Genomic DNA, 17,952 nt, shown 5'->3' with positions numbered 1-17,952 from the left:
GACCTGCGTCAATCGTCCTTGGCGCCGTCGATGCCCAGTTCCGAGATCTTGCGGGTGATGGTGTTGCGGCCGATGCCCAGGCGCACGGCGGCGTCGTTCTTGCGCCCGTGCGTATGCTTGAGCGCCGTCTTGATCAGGGCCGACTCGAACTGGCGTCCCAGCACGGCCATGACTTCCTGCTGCCCCGCGCCCAGCATGCCGGCCGCCTGCAATTCCAGCAAACCGATCCAGCCCGGCGGCGCGCCGTTGGCGGGCGCGGCCGCCTCGAAGACCTGGCCGCCATGCACATGGGCAACGGCCGCCGGCGCAGGCTCGCCCGCCGCCGTGGCCGCGCCATCGCCCTGCCCCTGCGTCAATTCCAGCGGCAAATCCTTGATTTCCACCGTCTGGCCCGGCGCCATCACGGTGATCCAGTTGCACAGGTTTTCCAGCTGGCGCACATTGCCGGGCAAATCGAGGCTGCTGAGGAACTGCATCGTCGGCTCGCTCATGCGTTTGGCTTCCACGCCCAGCTGGCGTGCGCTTTGCACCAGGAAGTGGCGCACCAGGATGGGGATATCTTCGCGCCGCTCCCGCAAACTGGGCAGGCGCAAACGGATCACGTTCAGCCGGTGATACAAGTCTTCGCGGAACAGGCCGTCGCGCACGCGCTGTTCCAGGTTCTGGTGCGTGGCCGTAATCACGCGCACGTTCGCCTTCATGGGCTGGTGGCCGCCGACGCGGTAGAAATGCCCGTCGGACAACACGCGCAGGAGGCGAGTCTGCAGGTCGAACGGCATGTCGCCGATCTCGTCGAGGAACAGGGTGCCGTTCTCCGCTTGCTCGAAGCGGCCCCGGCGCGTCGTCTGGGCGCCCGTAAACGCCCCCCGTTCATGGCCGAACAGTTCCGATTCCAGCAAATCCTTCGGGATCGCCGCCGTGTTGAGGGCAATGAAAGGCTGCGCTGCGCGCGGGCTGTGCTTGTGCAGCGCGCGCGCCACCAGTTCCTTGCCGGAACCGGATTCGCCCGTGATGAGCACCGTCACGTTCGATTGCGACAGGCGGCCGATGGCGCGGAAGACTTCCTGCATGGCCGGCGCCTGGCCGAGGATTTCCGGCGTTTCCGACGGACCCGACTCGACGCTCGTCTCGCGCAGGCTTTCTTCCAGCGCGCGGCGGATCAGCTCGACTGCCTTGTCGATGTCGAAAGGCTTGGCCAGGTATTCGAAGGCGCCGCCCTGGAAGGCTGCGACGGCCGAATCGAGGTCGGAAAAGGCCGTGATGATGATGACAGGCAAGCCAGGAAAGCGCGACTTGACCGTCTGCAACAATTCCAGGCCGGAGGCGCCCGGCATGCGGATATCGGACACGAGCACTTGCGGCGTGTCAAATTCCAGTGCGGCGATGGCGTCGCGCGCATTGGCAAAACTCTTGGTGGCGAGATTTTCCCGCGCCAGGGCTTTTTCCAGCACCCAGCGGATTGATTCGTCGTCGTCAACTATCCAGATTGGCTTCATTAGTGTGTGCGTCCCGCAATGGATTTCATGGGTGGGATACCTCCTCGCTTATGGCAAGGGTAGAACGATCCTGAAATCGGTGTATCCAGGCCGGCTTTCGCACTCGATCACGCCCAGGTGCTGTTGCACGAAGGTTTGCGCCAAGGTCAGTCCCAGTCCGCTGCCGCCTTCCCTGCCCGACACCAGCGGGTAGAAAATCCGGTCGCGGATCTGGGGTGCGATGCCCGGTCCATTGTCAATGATATGCAAGTCTAATGCCAGGCCGTAACGGACCTTGGCCAGGGTCACCTGGCGCGCCACGCGCGTCTTGAAAATCAGCTCCGCATCGCCCGCCTCGATGCGCTCGGCCAGCGCCTGCGCCGCGTTGTGCGCGATGTTGAGCACGGTCTGTATCAATTGCTCCTTGTCGCCGCGAAACTCGGGGATCGAAGCGTCGTAATCGCGCGCAATGGTCAGGCCGCTGGGGAATTCGGCCAGGATCAGGCTGCGGACCCTTTCGCACACTTCGTGGATATTCACGTCGCCCACGATGTGCGGACGGCGGTGCGGCGCCAGCAGGCGGTCGACCAGGGTTTGCAGGCGGTCCGCTTCCTTGATGATGACTTGCGTGTATTCGCGCAGTTCGCTCAGGTGCAGGGCCGGCAATTCCAGTTCCAGCAGCTGGGCCGCGCCGCGGATGCCGCCCAGCGGGTTCTTGATTTCATGCGCCAGGTTGCGGATCAGCTCCTTGTTGACCTGGCTCTGGTCGAGGATGCGCTCCTCGCGGTCGAGCTTTAACTGCTGCACGTTCTCGCGCAGCTCGATCAGCACGCCGTCGCTCGGCGCGTCGAGCGCGCTGACGATGCTGTGCACGCGCAGCGGCTCGCGCCCCAGGCGCTCCAGGCTCAGGTCCTGGCGCAAGTCGGAAAACTTGTGTTCGAGCGCCTGCGCGCAAATGCCGGCCAGCTCCTCGGGATTGAGGAACAGCGCCGTCAGCTTTTGCCGCGACAGGGCCTTCAAGGAGCTTTCCAGCAGGTTTTCCGCCGCCGCGTTGGCGTAGCTGATGCGGCCGTCGCCATCGAGCAGGATCACGGCCGAGGCCAGCAAATCAAGGCCGGCCAGGTGGGCGGGACGGCTGGAATGGTTGTCTAGTGTCATGTGCTTTACCGGATATTCGCGATCTCGCGTTTCAGGGCCTCGACGTTTTGCTGTGTCCGGCTAATGTTGTCCTTCAACTGCGCCACTCTTTCCTGATATTTCGCGTAGTTACGCTCATTGCCCTGGCGCTCGGGCTGGCCGCCGTTAAATTCCAGGCGCTGCGCCGCCAGTTTCTGCTCTTCGCTGCGCAACTCGTCCTGCAGGATCTGGCGCCGGTCCAGGTCGCGCGCGCGCTGCTCCGCGCCATCGACCTTGGGAAACGCGCCGGCGGCAGGCGCCGCCGTGGCCGCCGCCTGCAGGGCGGGCCTGACAGGCGCACCGGCCAGCGGCGCCGTCCTGCGTGGCGGCTCCGTCATGGCGCCCGGCAAATCGAGCAACTGGCAATGTTTGCCAGCACTCCTGTCCGTGTATGTCTTGTGTCCTTGCGCATCGGCGCACACATACAGCTGCCCGTGCGCCTGTGCCGCCGCGCCCAGCAATCCTGCCATCAGCGCCATTCTGTAATGCTTGGTCAATCTTCACTCCTGTCGGCTCGTGCCGCATCGTTCCTGGGCCGACTATACAACACCGCACTGTCACCGCCTTGGCGCCTTGCATAAAAAAACGCGGGCAAGACCATCGCCTCACCCGCGTTTTTTATTCACTACCGGCACATTGCCGGCGTGGCGCCATTACAGCGAGTAGTACATGTCGAACTCGGCAGGATGCGTGGTCATGCGCATGCGCTGTACGTCCTGCATTTTCAGTTCCAGGTAAGCGTCGATCATGGAATCGCTGAACACGCCGCCACGGGTCAGGAACTCGCGGTCCTTGTCCAGGGCTTCCAGTGCTTCTTCCAGCGAAGCGCACACGGTCGGGATCAGTGCATCTTCTTCCGGCGGCAGATGGTACAGATCTTTCGAGGCGGCTTCGCCCGGATGGATCTTGTTGGCAACGCCGTCCAGGCCGGCCATCAGCAGTGCGGCGAAGCACAGGTACGGGTTCGCCAGTGGATCCGGGAAGCGCGCTTCGACGCGGCGGCCTTTTGGATTGGCCACGTGCGGAATACGGATCGAGGCGGAACGGTTTTTCGCCGAGTATGCCAGTTTCACTGGCGCTTCGTAGCCTGGTACCAGACGCTTGTACGAGTTGGTGCCCGGATTCGTGATCGCGTTCAGTGCCTTGGCGTGCTTGATGATGCCGCCGATGTAGTACAGGGCGAAATCGGACAGGCCGGCATAGCCGTCGCCAGCGAACAGGTTTTTGCCATCTTTCCATACGGATTGATGCACGTGCATGCCCGAACCGTTGTCGCCAACGATAGGTTTCGGCATGAAGGTGGCGGTCTTGCCATAGCTGTGCGCCACGTTCCACACCACGTATTTCAGGTTTTGCGTCCAGTCGGCGCGCTCGACCAGGGTCGAGAACTTGGTGCCGATTTCATTTTGACCGGCGCCGGCCACTTCGTGATGATGTACCTCAACCGGGATGCCCAGCGATTCCAGGATCAGGCACATTTCCGAACGCATGTCCTGGAAGCTGTCCACTGGTGGTACTGGGAAATAGCCGCCCTTGACGGTAGGACGGTGGCCGCTGTTGCCGCCTTCGATGTCCTTGCCGGTCGACCACGAACCTTCGTCCGAACCGATCTTGACGAAGCAGCCCGACATGTCGATCTTCCAGCGCACGCTGTCGAAGATGAAGAATTCCGGCTCAGGGCCGAAGTAGGCGGTGTCGCCCATGCCCGACGATTTCAGGTAGGCTTCGGCGCGTTTCGCGATCGAGCGCGGGTCGCGGTCGTAGCCCTTGCCGTCCGACGGTTCGATCACGTCACACTGCATGAACAGGGTCGTTTCTTCCATGAACGGGTCGATATTGGCCGTGTTTGGATCCGGCAGCAAGATCATGTCGGACGCTTCAATGCCTTTCCAGCCAGCGATCGAAGAACCGTCAAAGGCGTGGCCCGACTCGAATTTGTCCATGTCGAAGTGCGACACGGGAACCGTCACGTGCTGCTCTTTACCACGGGTATCGGCAAAGCGGAAATCAACGAATTTGACTTCGTTTTCTTCTACCATCTTCAAGACTTCTGCGGCTGTCATTGCCATGCGTATCTCCTAAATGAATGTGGGGTGAGCCGACCTTAGTGCGTCTGGGCTGATGAAGCGAAGCAAACATTGCGTGCCACCAAAACTCATAAGGATCATAGCAGATTCCATGCCAGCTCCCGGAGCCCCCTGGTGCCGGCAACAAAATTGCTGCCATCCCAGTGAAAGTTTTCCTGCCCGCGATTTTGACACGCGTTTGCGTCAAATCAAGAATGCACTAAGCAAGTGCAAAAAACGAATAACGCACCATTATCGTGCATTTTGTGCGAATTACCGAAAAATGCCTCCTTGTGGTGCATGCGCCGTGCACCACGGATTCCCGTTTGCGGGGCGCGGACGGCGCACTATAATCGTACACACACCTGCCCACTTTCATCGAGGACGCCATGACCACCGCCGCCGACATCCTGACCACCGCCCGCAGCCGGGCCAATGAAGGTACGCCGTATGCCGGCGCCGTCACGCCGCAGGAAGCGTATGACTTGCTGCAAGGCGATGCCGCCGTCAAGCTCATCGATGTGCGCACGACTGCCGAGCGCGACTGGGTGGGCCGCGTCGACATCGCCGATACCCAGCATGGTGCGGTGCAGTGGGCCACCTACCCGGGCGGCGTGCCGAATCCCGACTTCCTCGCGCAGCTGGCGGCCCAGGCCGGCAAGGACGAGGTACTGCTGTTCCTGTGCCGCTCCGGCGTGCGTTCGCGCCATGCGGCCAAGCTGGCGACCGAACACGGCTATATCAACTGCTTCGACATCCTCGAAGGTTTTGAAGGCGACAAGGACGCCGACGGCCACCGCAAGCAGATCGGCGGCTGGTGCAAGGCGGGCTTGCCGTGGCTGGGCGCCTGACGCTGGCCGCTTGACGCTGGCTGCCGAATTATCTGAACAGTGTTTGATCTGGCGGGCCACCATGCGGCCCGCCATCGGCTACAACCATCCATGCGCGCCCGCTTTTCTCAAGAGCGGCGCAGATTTACCTTGCGAGTATGTACCTTATATAGTACAACGTAGAGGTGCGTCATGGATGCTTCCGGCTTGCGGCAGATTACCCTGCGGTTCTATGCGAACGGCAATGGCGGCGAACCCGTGCGCGACTGGCTCAAATCCTTGCCCGTCGAAGAACGTCATGTGATCGGGCAAGACTTGATGCATGCGCAATGGCGCTGGCCCGTGGGCATGCCCTTGTGCCGCCACCTGGGGCAGGGCTTGTCGGAGGTGCGCAGCAGCTTGCCCGGCAACCGCATCGCGCGCGTGCTGATCTGCCATCACGGCGATTGCCTGGTGGCGCTGCACGGCTTTATCAAGAAAACCCGCGCCACGCCGGACGACGACCTGGCGCTGGCCCGCAAACGCCACAAGGAATTGACATGAACGCCACCGCTCCCCACCTCGGCAGCAGTCTCGACGACTTCCTCAAGGAAGAAGGCATCTTTGAGCAAACGCAAACCCGCGCCATCAAGGAAGTGATCGCCTGGCAACTGACGCAGGCGATGCAGGAACAATCGCTGTCGAAGACGCGCATGGCGGCGCTGCTGCAGACGAGCCGTTCGCAACTCGACCGCCTGCTCGATCCCGGCAGCGACGTGACGCTCTCCACCCTGGAGCGGGCCGCCGCGCTGCTCGGGCGCAAGCTGTCGATCACCCTCGTTTAAGCGGTTAAGCGCTCAGGCCGGCTCGCCCGCCTCCGCGGCCGGGTGCTCGCCCATCAGGGTCAATATGCGCTTGCGCACGAAATTGATGTGGCTGCGCAAGCCATACAGGCCATCGGCAAACGACAGGGGTATCGATATCTGGTTGACCATTTCCTCGATCTGGTCGAGCCGTTTCAATTGTTCCGCATACACGTGCGCGCGCCGGTCTTCCGGCACGTCTTCCAGCGCCTGCTCCACCGTGCGCAGCTGGCCATACCAGCGGTACACGCGCGAACGGATGCGCCACACGTACAGCGGCGGCACGACGCGCGACAGGGGCAGGATCAGGGCGCCCAGCGCTACCACCAGCACCCACATGCGGTCAAAGAAATTAGCCAGCCAGAAACTCATGTAACGCTGCAACACGGGCGCGCCATCCTTGTAGAATTTCAACGCTTCCGGCGCCACGGGAATTTCCGTGTAGCGCGCGGACGGGAACTGCCCCTGCTGCTGGAACCAGCCCGTGCCGCCATGGATGCCGGCCGCCGCCTGCACGAACAGGTCGACCAGGGCCGGATGCAAGTCTTCGCGCGCGACCAGGGTGGCCGTCGGCGCGATCAGGTGATAATCCTGCGCGGGAATGTTTTGCCCCAGGTCGACGATGCCACGCGGCAAAACGACATGCGTGAGGAAAGGCAGGCGCCGCGTGTACGCTTCCGCTTGCGAAAAATCAAACAGCTTGATGCCCGGCGTTTGCAGCAGCATCTGGATCAGCGGCGCTTCCGGCGCCGAGCTGAACACGAGACCGTCGATGCGCCCTTCCAGCAGTTCCACCGTGGCGGGCGTGTTCTGCAAGTCGCTCACCGTCAACTCCTTGGCTTCCACGCCATTCACGGACAGCAACTGCCGGAACAGGCCGGGCACGCCCGTGCCTTCCGGCCCCAGGTTGATCTTCATGCCCTTCAATTGCGTCAGCTCCGTCACGGCCTTGTCGTCGCGCATGAACAGCCAGACGGGTTCCGTAAACAGGCTGCCCAGGGAAATGAGGCCGTGGCGCTCGGCATCGTCGTGTTCCGTCGAGCCACTTTGCACGAAGGCGATATCGGTCTTGCCCGCGTTCAAGCGCTGCAGGTTTTCCTGCGAGCCCAGCGACGGCTGCAAGGTCACCTTGATGCCGTGCCTGGCCAGGGTGGCCGCGTACTTCTTGCCGAACTCTTCGTACGCGCTATTGTCCTGCCCTGTCGACAGGGTTACCTTGCGCGGCGGCGCCGGGTCGACCAGCCAGTAAGCGAGCGCGCAAAACGCGCCGACCAGCAGCAAGGTGGGACCGGCGGTGGCGAGGAAATCGCGCACGGAAAAGCGGCTGAACGCGAGGATTTTGGACATGTGGTGGCGCATAGGTTTCATGGGTGGCTACGATGCCAAGAAAAGCGCAACTATGCAAGGCACTTTCACATGCGCGGCGTGGTCATTTCCGCTACAGTGGCAGATCACTCATTCGCCCTTCGGAGCCCTGCATGCTGAAAATTCTTGGAAAAGCCGCCTCGATCAATGTCCGCAAAGTCTTGTGGACGTGCGAGGAACTCGACCTGCCGTACGAACGCGAAGACTGGGGCAGCGGCTTTCGCGCCACGGACGACCCGGCCTTCCTGGCCCTGAACCCGAACGCCATGGTGCCCGTGCTGCTCGATGGCGACCTGGTGCTGTGGGAATCGAATACGATATGCCGCTACCTGTGCGCGCAGGCGGGCCGCGACGACTTGCTGCCGAGTAATCCGCGTGCCCGCGCGGAAGTGGAAAAATGGATGGACTGGCAAATGGGCGACCTCAACAATAGCTGGCGCTACGCCTTCATGTCGCTGGTGCGCCACAGCCCGGCACACCAGGATGCGGCCCAGCTGGCGGCAGGTATTGCCGGATGGAACAAGATGATGGGCGTGCTGGAACAGCAGTTGCAGCGCACAGGCGCCTTCGTCTGCGGCGAGCAATTTACCTTGGCGGATATCGTGCTGGGCCTGTCCGTCAAGCGCTGGCTGATGGCGCCCATGCAGCGCCCCGAGTATCCGGCCATCGCCGCGTATCACGCGCGCCTGGAAGGTAAAACGGCCGTGTTTGCCGGTTAATCCAGTTCGATTGCCTCGACCGTGCCGCCGATGACGTAGCAATCGCCATCGCGGCGCACCTCCTCCAGGGTCGCCGGGTCGTCGTGCGCATACGTGCCGTCGACATCCACGCACCACACGTCGCCAAAGCGCAGCAGCTTCACGCCACAGCAGATGCGGTTGATGAAGTTGCCCGGCGTCTTCATCATCAATTCCCGCACCTCTCCCACCGTGATGGCGACTTTGCGCCAGATGTTGCCCTCCAGTTCATGATTCCTCGCGTACAACACGATGCGCACGCGCTGCACGCCCCGGGGTCCATATGCTTGCTCGAATGATACGAGCGCGCCATCGTCAAAGCGGTGATATTGCGCAAAGATCTGCTGTGTTCTTTCCATGGATTCTTTCTCCTCCATAAAAAAACCGGCCCATTCAGGCCGGCTTTTTAATGCAGCAACGATTTAATTCGTGCACTGCTTGGCCACGCCCTCGGCTGGCGCAGGCGGCTCGATCAGCGGCATCAGGCTCGGCGCCAGCGACACCAGCAGTTGCACGGGCAAGGCGCTGGTGAAATCGTAGTTCTTCGATTCCGGCCCGCGCACATACGCCGTCATGCTGCCATAGAAGCGCTCGCCGATATTGAAGACGAACGTGGCCGAACGGTTCACATAGCGCGACTCGATCAGGCGGCCACCGGCGCCATACACGTCGAAGCGCTGGTCGCCCGTGCCCGTCTTGCCGCCCATCGGGATCGGCACGCCGTCGGCGCCGACAAATGCCGTCTTCGCCCGTTTCGCCGTGCCGTCCGACACCACTTCGCGGATGGCCTTGGCGACTGCCTTGGCCACGTCCGGCGACAGCACTTGCTCCGCTTCCACCTTCGTGCCCCGCTTGACCATGGTGTCGTACGGCGTATTGGCGGCGAAATGCATGGAATCGATGCGCACGCTGGGTTTGCGCACGCCATCGTTGATGATGATGCCCATCAGCTCGGCCAGCGCGGCGGGACGGTCGGCCGACGCGCCCAGGGTGGTCGCATACGACGGCACGAGCGAATCGAACGGGTAACCCATCTTCTTCCACTGGCGGTGGATTTCCAGGAACCCTTCCACTTCCAGCAAGTTGGCGATGCGGCGGTCCTGCGCATGCTTGCGGTGCGTATTGAACAGCCATTTATACACTTCCTGGCGTTCCTTTTCGCTGGCCGCCACCATCTGCGACAGGGTGGAACCTTCGTGCTGGCGCAGATACGCCACCATCCACAGTTCCAGCGGATGCACATTGGCAAGGTATCCCCGGTCGGCCAGCGACCAGTTTTCCATCGCATACTGCTGGTACATCTTGGCCACGCGCTCGGGCGGTACTTCGTTTTGCGACGGTAAATTGGCGTTGAGGAAATCGCCGAATTCGGCGACGGTGCCCTTCGGATTGATGGTGCGGAAGATATTCGCCAGGCGTACGGGGGTCGGGCGGATACTGGCCAACAGGATCTTTTCCTGCTCGTCGACGCTCTTGCCGCGGTACTTCTGGTAGAAGCGGTGCAGGAATTCGCGCCCTTCCTTGTCGGCAAAACGGCTCAGGTACTGGGCCCGGCGCGGATCGTCCGCGTCCGCCAGCAGCGAGGCCGAGGAATCGGGACGCGAAAACATGTAATAGCGGGCCACGTCGCGCATCAGGCGCACGAACACCAGGTTGGTCGACTGGCGCAGCGCCTGCTGCACCGTCATGATGCGGCTGTCGTCGAGCTTGGAGAAGTTGCCGAAATGGTGCAAGCCACCGCCCGTGAAGAAGCCTTCGCCCGGGTTGCCCGAATATTTGCGTTCCATGGCGGCCGCCAGCATGGCGGGCAGGTTGCGCGCCTCGCCCAGCGGCAAAGGTTTCAGATAGGCAATTGCCCACTGCGACAGCATATCCTTCGGATCGACGGCAATCTTGCCCAACTCGGCGGCGCCCATGCCGCTGTAGCGCTGGTGCAACTGGTCGATGATGTCCATGTACGTCACCAGAGTGCGCAGCTTGGCCGTGGAACCCAGGTCCAGCTTGGCGCCTTCGTTGATGTCGAGCGGCTGGTCGTAGTTATCCGTCTGCACGCGCAGCAAGTTGGCTTGTTCGCCCTTTTGCAGCAAAGTAAAACTGTAGACCACATTGGCGGGGTCGCCATTGCCCAGCATGCCCTTGCCCGTCAAGCCGGCTGCTTTCGCCACTTCCGGGTCGCGCAGCTCGCGCAAGACCTTGGTGACGGCGTTTTGCGCCTGCGCATCGAGCGTGCTGACCACTTTCAGGTCGAGACGGTCGAGGTTGTACAAACGCGGATCGCCCAGCATGCTGGCCAGGTGGTTGCGCACGGCATTCGAGGCCTTGCGCGTGACGAACGAGGTCGACGCTTCCGATTGCACGCCCGAGGCCGTCGACGGGCGCAGCTTCTCGGCGATGGCCGCATTGCGCAGCTGCGGCGAGATCACGCCCGCTTGCGCCAGCAGGCGCAGATGACTGTTGGTCAATTCTTCCAGGTCGGCGCCGCCTGCCACCAGGTAATGCGAGGGACGGCGCTGCGCGATCAGCAGGCTCAGCGCCTGCTTGTAGGCGAGCGCACTGCCCGGCTGGTCCATATTACCTTTGAGCAAAGTTTTCACTTCGGCAAATGGACGGCCATACCAGACCCACATGCCGTCGCCGATGCCGTTGACCTCGCCAAAGCCGCTCTTTGCCGACAGCGGCACGGTATTGAGGTAATTGACGACGATCTTGCGCCGCGCTTCCATGGTATTTTCGCCATCCTGGTACGAGCGCAGGCTGGCCGACAGCATCTGCAGCAGCTTGTCCTGCATGGAACTGGTGCGGCCGTCTTCCGAATGGCGGTATTTTTCAATTTGCGTGGCCAGCGTGCTGCCGCCGCCGCCGCGGTGGCCGCCGAACAGGTTCAGCGCCTTGTCCAGAATCGCCTTGCTCAGGCGGTCCCATTCCACGGCCGGATTGCGCTCGGGCGTACCCGGATCGAGCAATTCGCGGTTTTCGATGAACAGCAGGCTTTGCACGAGCGCGGGCGGCGCTTCGGCGAAGCCGTCGAACATGCGCTCGGGATAGCTGGCCGCGAACAGGGGCGCGGCGCGGCAATCGAGGATGCTCAGGCCCGCGCGGTTTTTCTCGTGATACGTGGCAAAGATGCCCCGGTCGACCAGTTGCACCATCTTCGGCGACATGCGCGCCTGCGCCGTCACTTCATAGTCGCGCGCATTGAGCTTGCTAATAAAATCCGGCAAGCTGGCATAGCCGAGGCGCTCGTCATACGGGCCGTGCTGCGGATAGCGGATGGCGCCCGCCGGTGCGGGGCCGGGTTCGACCTTGAACGACAGCTGGCGGTCCAGGCGCGTGAAAAATTCCGCCTGCAGGGCCGACGTGCGCACTTCGCGCATGACGAACCAGGCCACGCCGGCAATCAGCGCCAGCAGGATGATGGCAAAGATGGGCCAGATGCGCGAACGGCGCTTCTTCGGCGGGCTCGCCGGCGGCGGCGCCTCGGCAGCTGGATCAGAGGGGGGCCGCTCTTGCGCGGCCAGATTGACGCCTGTGTCTTTCATGGGATGCTGGGGTAAGGTTGGGTTTGGACGGCGCGGGAAATGCGGCAGCGATACCGCTCCGCGCAGGGTAAGACGAGGGCCAGCCAGGGCCGGTCACAACAAAGCTTGCTTAACATGATGTCCATACCGGTAAATCGAAAAAACACGCTACTGCACAGGCAGGCGACCCCGCGTTTGACACGCAAGGCCCCTGTTCACCATTCCACCACATCGGCATGAAAACGACTGACGAGCGCGCACAAAAATCTTGCTTCATTGAAGATTTTCGCAAAAAAACAACGTCTTGGAATGTACGCTTGCGTACATAGATGCACGGCGGGCTGGACGCCGGCAAAAAAGCCGCCGGCGCCGGGCTGGCTGCATGTCAGATGGTGGTGTATTCCGCCTGCAAGGTATCGAGTGCGGCGCACATCTGTGCGAAGGCGGCCGCCGCTTGCGCCGGCTCGCCCTTGACGCCCAGTTCGATATGCCGGCGCGTCTGCGCGTCGCCCACGCTGGGTAAGCTGAAAACCTTAATCAACGGAAACTCCGCTTCCAGCCGCACCATCAGCGGCGTCAGCAGGGATTCGGCCGTTTCGTACACGAGCAAGGCATGTTCCGCGTGCGGCACCTGGTTAAACAGGTGCGCATAATGCGTGTCCAGCACCCATTCGATCATGGGCCAGGACATGATGGGAAAGCCGGGCACGAAGTAATGCTCGCGCACGGCAAAGCCGGCAATCTTGTTGTACGGGTTCGGAATCAGCTCGGCGCCTTCGACAAATTCCGCCATTTTCAGGCGGTGCAGGTTTTCCGGCGAGTTCAGGTCGGCCGGCGCGCCCGCCTCTACGCCCATTTCCGTGATGCGCTGCTGGATATTCTTCTTGCCCTGCGGATGCAGCACCAGCGGCAAACCCAGCGCATCGGCCGCCGCCTGGCGCGTATGGTCGTCCGGCGTGGCGCCGATGCCGCCAAAGCTGAAGACGATATCGCCGCTGGCAAAGCTGCGCTTGAGCAAGGCGACCAGGCGGGCAGGCTCGTCGCCCACGTATTCCGCCCAGCTCAGCTGCAATCCCCGCGCCTTGAGCATTTGCACCACTTTCGGGAAATGCTGGTCCGTGCGCTTGCCCGACAGGATTTCGTCGCCGATGATGATCAATCCGATAGCCATGAAGCTTCCTCGTAGAATTCGATAAAAATACTCAAGCGTCCGCTGGCGCCACGTCGGTCATGCCGCGTACGCCCCGCAAACGCGACAGTGCTTCCAGGCAGTAATACTGGAACCACAGCCCCGTAAAGATGAAGATCAGCACATACAGCCAGATGGCGAACGCCGCCAGGAAGGGGAAGAACACCACCGACATCGCGCCGCCCATCCACAGCAAGCCCGGCACGGCGCCGGCCGCGCCGGACACCATGCCGATGGCCAGCAGGGGCCAGCGCTGCGTGCGCATGATGGCGTGGCGCTCGTCCACGCTGGCGTAGTCGGCCATGGCGTCGTACGCCATCACGCGGTAGGTCAGCCAGCCCCACAGCACGGCTTGCCCCGCCAGGGCGGCCGGCGGAAACGCGTACAGGGGCAGCAGGATGACCCAGGCGACGATAAAGAGTAAAAACGTGGCCAGCGAAGTACCGACGCTGCCCAGCAGGCTGCCGCCATGCTTCTTTTCCAGTTGCGGAAAGTGCCGCCCGCCGATATGGCGGCCGATGGCCGGCATGGCGAACAGGCCCATGAAGATCAGCGCCGTCAGGATCATCAGCGGCAGCAGCATGAACATGGCGATCAGCGGCACGATCACGGCTTTCAGCACGCCCAGGCCGAAAGTGGTCAGCACCTGGCCGCTGGTGCGGAAGAAATCGTACTGCGTGAACAGCGCATGCAGGCTGTCGATCAGCGGCTGCAAGCCCACGTACAGCAAGCCGCCCCACAGCACCAGCGACAGGATGAACGGCGCCACGCTCAGCAGCAGTATCCTGCCATGCAATTGCGACAGGAAAGCACGGCCATACGAATTCAACACATTACGCATCAACGGCGTCCTTTTCGTTTAATTCTTGCAAATTCCACCATGCGACGCAGGCCCAGCCATTGCTGCTGCCAGAAACCGCGGCCATAGTTGCGCCCCGGCCGGCCGACACCGTTGCTGTCGATGCGGGCCAGCTGGTCGCGCACGCCCGTGCGCGCATAGCCCGCCGAGAAATTCGCGGTGCCCAGCAGCATATCCCAAATCGGCAAGACCACGCCGAAGTTGCAACCACCCATGCTGCCCTTGCCTTTCGACTCGTGCCCCACGCCGATCGCGTGATGCGTGCGGTGGAAACGGGGCGAGATCAAGAGCCGCTCGCCGATGCGACCGAAGTGTATCCTCACATTCGCATGCTGCAAGCTTTGCAAAATGCGCGAAATCGACACCAGCAGCACATACTGGCCCGGCGGCACGCCAATGCCGAGCGCCACCAGCGCCATCACCACGTCGCGCAGGAAGTCATCGAGCAAGTGATTGCGGTCATCGCTCCACAAATTCATGTTTTGCTGGCTGTGATGCAGGCTGTGCAAGCCCCACCACCAGCCGAAATGGTGCGAGGCCCGGTGGTAGCAATAATCGACGAAGTCCAGTATCACAAAATAAATGATAAAACTGAGTAAGGGGCTGATGCCGGGCAACAGCGATTCCAGGTTCAATGGATGAATATTGTCGAAGCGCAAGGCGCCTGCCAGTGCATCCATCAGCGGATCGAGCGTGAAGAACACCACGACGGAAAACAGGCCGATGCGGTGCAGCACCGTATAGATAAAATCGTTCCAGCGGGCGCGCGGGTCCGTCATCTTTTGCGCGGGAATCAAGGCTTCGAGCGGACGCAGCACGAGAAACAGCAGCACCAGTTCGCACAGGCCGATCAGCAGCCACTCCGTGCCCTCGAACGCTTCTTCCGTGAATTCGCCAAAGCCCAGGTGATATACGAGCGGGTTCACCACCGTCTGGAACAGCCATCCTTGCGCCGCGCCAAAGGCGTCGACCACAGCATCGATGACGGGCGTAACGAAGCTGACGATGTCGGCGGCGATCATGGCTGGCCCTTCTTCTGCGCATAGGCAGGGTGCTCGCGCAGGGTGGCAAAGCAGAAACCTTTGTCTTGCAGGCCGGAAATCAAGGCGTCCAGGTTGGCCGGTGCCCATGCATCCTTGCGCGACCAGATGCCCATGTGCGCAATGAAAATATCGCCGCTGCGCAAGTTCGCCAGGGCTTTCTTCAGCAGCGTGGCGTTTGGATACTTATCGCTGGGTAATTCATCGCCCGAATAGCCGGCCGGCGCCCAGCCCGCGTGCTGGTAGCCGCAGGCGCTGCCGGCCGCCAGGGTGCGCGGCGACGTGTAGCCGCCCGGCGCGCGCCAGAACGGGTCGAGCTTGCGCCCGGTCAGCTCCTGGAAGCGCGTATCGACGCGGCGCAATTCTTCGCAGAACTGCTGATCCGTGAATGACGCCAGCTTGCCGCCATCCTTGCCGAACTGGGGCTTGACCTGGATCAAGCCGTTGGCCAGATCCTTCTTCCAGTACACGTGGTCAAACGTATGCGTGCCAAACGCATGGCCTTCGGCCACGCGGGCTTTCCAGTACGGCGCCCACGAGGCATCGAGCGAATAGTCGCCGCGCGTGGTCTTTTCATTGGCCAGGAAGAAGGTTGCCTTCACATGGCGTTTATTCAGCACGTCGGCGATCAGCTGCGCTTGCGACTGGCTGCCCGTGTCAAACGTCATGTAGATGGTGCCCTTGCAGGCGGCTGGCGCTAAAGATGCAGCTGGAGATGCGGCTGGGGCAGCAGATACGGCGGCAGGTACGGCAGCAGGTGTGGCGGCATGCGCGGGCGACAGCATGGCGTTGGCGCACAGCAGCATGGCGGGCGCGTGGCCCGCGAAAATGAAGCGTTTCATCATCACCGGCTCATCACATGCGCGGCGAGTGGGTGGCGAAGTACACGCCATGGGGCGAGCGGCCCACCGGGATGGTCTTGATCACCTTGCGCGTGGTAAGGTCGATCACGGCCACTTTCTTGATCCAGCGCAACGTTACCCACATGGTCTTGCCGTCCGGCGTGATTTCCATGCAATCGGGGCCGCCCGGCACATTGATGGTGCCCACGTTTTCCAGGGTTTGCTGGTCGATGATGTTAATGGTGTTCGACACGCGGTTCGAGACAAACGTCATGCGGTTGTCGCCCAGCGCGCGGAAATTGTGCGTGCCGGCGCCCGCCTTGATGCGCTTGACGGTCTTTTGCGTGCGCCAGTCGATCACTTCCACGTAATCGCTGCCCATGATGCCCACCAGCAAATGCTTGCCATCGGGCGTCATCGTGATGCCGGCCGGCGCCGGGCCGACAGGCATGGTCCATTTCACCGTTTGCGTGGCCAGGTCGATGGCGCTGACCTGGTTGCTGCCCTGCTGCGTAATGAAAGCCATGGTGCTGTCGGCCGTGAACGCCATGTGGCTGGGCAGTTTTGGCAGCGGGATGCGCTTGGCCAGGGTCAGGTTCTTGCCGTCGTAGCGGTACAGGTCGATGCGGTCCAGGCGCAAGGAGTTCGAGATGAACCATTTCTGGTCCGGCGAAAAGCCGATCTGGTACGGGTCGAGGATGTTGCTGATGCGGCGCTGGATCTGGCCCGACACAGGGTCGAGGAAGATCAGCTCGTTGCCGACGGAACTGGCGACGATCAGCGACTTGCCGTCCGGCGTTTCCATCAGATGGTGCGGTTCCTTGCCGACGGCAAAGGTGGACAGGGGAGCATAGGTTTTCTGGTCCAGCAGTTGCACCGTAGCATCACGGGAATTGAGCACCACCACCACTTCGGCTTGCGCCGTCGATATTGCGGAAACCAGGCACAGCGAGGAAAAAACAAGGCGGCGTAGACTGCGGAACATGGCAAAAATCACTGTTAAATACAAAACATGCATTTTACGTGGAACACTGTATTTATTGTGTGAAATCCCCCCTTAAATGCTGCCGGCAGCCACACATCGCCGTAATTTCCGTTTTTTCCCCGTGCCAGGCCTGGAATGGCGCTTTGCAACTCATTGCTCTACAATCTGAAGCTTTCATCGCCTACACAAGGATAATCATGACCACCACCACTACCGCTTCCGGCCTGCAATACATCGACACCACCGTTGGCGAAGGCGCTGAAGCGCAAGCCGGCAACAATGTTGTCGTGCATTACACGGGCTGGCTGCAAAACGACGACGGCAGCGCCGGCGCGAAATTTGACTCGAGCAAGGACCGCAACGATCCATTCGAATTCCCGCTGGGTGCCGGCCGCGTCATTCAAGGCTGGGACGAAGGCGTGCAAGGCATGAAAGTGGGCGGCAAGCGCCAGCTGATCATCCCGGCAGCACTGGGCTATGGCGCACGCGGCGCCGGCGGCGTGATTCCTCCGAACGCCACCCTGATTTTCGACGTCGAACTGCTGGGCGTATAAGCACCGACTCCGCAGCGCTCAAGCGACTGTACCGACGCCGCCCCTGTTCACTCAGCGGCGGCGTTTTTGTTTTGAGTGTGTCCTCTAATGCACGGCGCGCTTTTTTCACTATGATGTCAGGCACTGCAGCACGCACGGTGGCCACTCCGCCGGGCCTGCCGCACTTTTCCAGCGATTCCATCAGCACACAGGAGCCATCATGAGTTTACAAGAGCAATTCGAACAAGCGCAGCTCGATTCCAAGACCCTGTCCGAGCGTCCGGACAATATGACCTTGTTGAAAATCTACGCCTTGTTCAAGCAAGCGTCGAGCGGCGACGCCACGGGCGAGCGTCCTGGCATGACCGATTTCGTCAACCGCGCCAAGTTCGACGCCTGGGCGGCCCTGGCCGGCACCTCGAAGGAAGAGGCGCAACAGCAATACATCGACCTGATCGAAGACTTGAAGGATTAAACCTGAAAACGCCTGTTTTG

18 protein-coding genes are annotated in these 17,952 nt (G+C 61.8%); 6 read left to right on the top strand and 12 right to left on the bottom strand.

Annotation, left to right across the window (positions count from 1 at the left end; translation table 11 throughout):
* Positions 1-8: 8 nt before the first annotated feature.
* The 4 genes from ntrC to glnA form a co-directional block, all read right to left on the bottom strand.
* Positions 9-1,496, bottom strand: a complete 1,488-nt coding sequence (ntrC, locus tag O3300_RS23955) for a nitrogen regulation protein NR(I) (protein ID WP_251349797.1) — start codon at positions 1,494-1,496, stop codon at positions 9-11.
* A 48-nt stretch (positions 1,497-1,544) separates the two neighbouring features.
* Complete coding sequence (gene glnL / locus O3300_RS23950; RefSeq protein ID WP_099665311.1) at positions 1,545-2,633, bottom strand: nitrogen regulation protein NR(II); 1,089 nt, start codon at positions 2,631-2,633, stop codon at positions 1,545-1,547.
* Positions 2,634-2,638: 5 nt separating this feature from the next.
* Positions 2,639-3,121 (bottom strand): DUF4124 domain-containing protein, encoded by a 483-nt coding sequence (locus tag O3300_RS23945; protein ID WP_099668212.1) that lies wholly within the window; start codon positions 3,119-3,121, stop codon positions 2,639-2,641.
* Between the two features lie 183 nt (positions 3,122-3,304).
* Positions 3,305-4,720 (bottom strand): type I glutamate--ammonia ligase, encoded by a 1,416-nt coding sequence (gene glnA, locus O3300_RS23940; protein ID WP_070219258.1) that lies wholly within the window; start codon positions 4,718-4,720, stop codon positions 3,305-3,307.
* A 386-nt stretch (positions 4,721-5,106) separates the two neighbouring features.
* Here glnA and O3300_RS23935 point away from each other — a divergent pair, with 386 nt between their 5' ends.
* The 3 genes from O3300_RS23935 (at position 5,107) to O3300_RS23925 (ending at position 6,371) form a co-directional block, all read left to right on the top strand.
* On the top strand, positions 5,107-5,568 hold the full coding sequence (locus tag O3300_RS23935) for a rhodanese-like domain-containing protein (RefSeq protein WP_099665312.1): 462 nt from the start codon (positions 5,107-5,109) through the stop codon (positions 5,566-5,568).
* Between the two features lie 171 nt (positions 5,569-5,739).
* Entirely contained in the window at positions 5,740-6,090 is a 351-nt protein-coding gene (locus O3300_RS23930) for a type II toxin-antitoxin system RelE/ParE family toxin (RefSeq protein WP_305054317.1), read from the top strand.
* Positions 6,087-6,371 carry a Fis family transcriptional regulator gene (locus tag O3300_RS23925; RefSeq protein ID WP_289906350.1) on the top strand — a complete coding sequence of 95 codons (285 nt, stop codon included), beginning with the start codon at positions 6,087-6,089 and terminating at the stop codon, positions 6,369-6,371. The genes O3300_RS23930 and O3300_RS23925 overlap by 4 nt, the downstream gene beginning before the upstream one ends.
* A gap of 12 nt (positions 6,372-6,383) precedes the next feature.
* Here O3300_RS23925 and O3300_RS23920 read toward each other — a convergent pair whose 3' ends face one another.
* A complete protein-coding gene (locus tag O3300_RS23920) occupies positions 6,384-7,736 on the bottom strand; it encodes a TAXI family TRAP transporter solute-binding subunit (RefSeq protein WP_305054316.1) in 1,353 nt (450 codons plus the stop codon).
* Between the two features lie 131 nt (positions 7,737-7,867).
* On the opposite strand from O3300_RS23920, the gene O3300_RS23915 reads away from it, so the two are divergent.
* Positions 7,868-8,473: a glutathione S-transferase family protein gene (locus O3300_RS23915; RefSeq protein WP_289899848.1), complete on the top strand. Its 606-nt coding sequence runs from the start codon at positions 7,868-7,870 to the stop codon at positions 8,471-8,473.
* Here the strand turns inward: O3300_RS23915 and O3300_RS23910 are convergent.
* The 7 genes from O3300_RS23910 to O3300_RS23880 all read right to left on the bottom strand — a co-directional run bounded on the left by O3300_RS23910 (position 8,470) and on the right by O3300_RS23880 (position 16,924).
* Entirely contained in the window at positions 8,470-8,850 is a 381-nt protein-coding gene (locus O3300_RS23910; protein WP_289899847.1) for a hypothetical protein, read from the bottom strand. The genes O3300_RS23915 and O3300_RS23910 overlap by 4 nt on opposite strands.
* A 63-nt stretch (positions 8,851-8,913) precedes the next feature.
* The gene (locus O3300_RS23905; protein ID WP_305054315.1) at positions 8,914-12,030 is read right to left on the bottom strand and encodes a transglycosylase domain-containing protein; all 3,117 of its coding nucleotides are present in this window, start codon (positions 12,028-12,030) and stop codon (positions 8,914-8,916) included.
* A gap of 364 nt (positions 12,031-12,394) precedes the next feature.
* The gene (locus O3300_RS23900; RefSeq protein WP_305054314.1) at positions 12,395-13,180 is read right to left on the bottom strand and encodes a molybdopterin-binding protein; all 786 of its coding nucleotides are present in this window, start codon (positions 13,178-13,180) and stop codon (positions 12,395-12,397) included.
* Between the two features lie 31 nt (positions 13,181-13,211).
* On the bottom strand, positions 13,212-14,039 hold the full coding sequence (locus O3300_RS23895; RefSeq protein ID WP_099665319.1) for an EI24 domain-containing protein: 828 nt from the start codon (positions 14,037-14,039) through the stop codon (positions 13,212-13,214).
* Positions 14,039-15,079, bottom strand: coding sequence for a sterol desaturase family protein (locus O3300_RS23890; protein WP_099665320.1), 1,041 nt, complete (start codon positions 15,077-15,079; stop codon positions 14,039-14,041). The genes O3300_RS23895 and O3300_RS23890 overlap by 1 nt, the downstream gene beginning before the upstream one ends.
* Positions 15,076-15,882 (bottom strand): polysaccharide deacetylase family protein, encoded by an 807-nt coding sequence (locus tag O3300_RS23885; protein WP_305054519.1) that lies wholly within the window; start codon positions 15,880-15,882, stop codon positions 15,076-15,078. Before O3300_RS23885 ends, O3300_RS23890 begins: the two co-directional genes overlap by 4 nt.
* 70 nt (positions 15,883-15,952) lie before the next feature.
* Positions 15,953-16,924 carry a beta-propeller fold lactonase family protein gene (locus tag O3300_RS23880; protein WP_034760259.1) on the bottom strand — a complete coding sequence of 324 codons (972 nt, stop codon included), beginning with the start codon at positions 16,922-16,924 and terminating at the stop codon, positions 15,953-15,955.
* A gap of 197 nt (positions 16,925-17,121) precedes the next feature.
* Between O3300_RS23880 and O3300_RS23875 the strand changes: the two genes are divergently transcribed.
* Together O3300_RS23875 and O3300_RS23870 are read left to right on the top strand one after the other, a co-directional pair.
* On the top strand, positions 17,122-17,478 hold the full coding sequence (locus O3300_RS23875; protein WP_034782471.1) for an FKBP-type peptidyl-prolyl cis-trans isomerase: 357 nt from the start codon (positions 17,122-17,124) through the stop codon (positions 17,476-17,478).
* A 199-nt stretch (positions 17,479-17,677) separates the two neighbouring features.
* The gene (locus O3300_RS23870) at positions 17,678-17,932 is read left to right on the top strand and encodes an acyl-CoA-binding protein (RefSeq protein ID WP_034782468.1); all 255 of its coding nucleotides are present in this window, start codon (positions 17,678-17,680) and stop codon (positions 17,930-17,932) included.
* Positions 17,933-17,952 lie beyond the last annotated feature (20 nt).

The sequence above is a fragment of the Janthinobacterium sp. SUN206 genome, from assembly GCF_030587305.1.
Lineage (GTDB): Bacteria > Pseudomonadota > Gammaproteobacteria > Burkholderiales > Burkholderiaceae_D > Janthinobacterium > Janthinobacterium kumbetense.
Note: the sequence above shows the minus strand (reverse complement) of the source record. Positions and strands in the feature narration are given on the sequence as shown.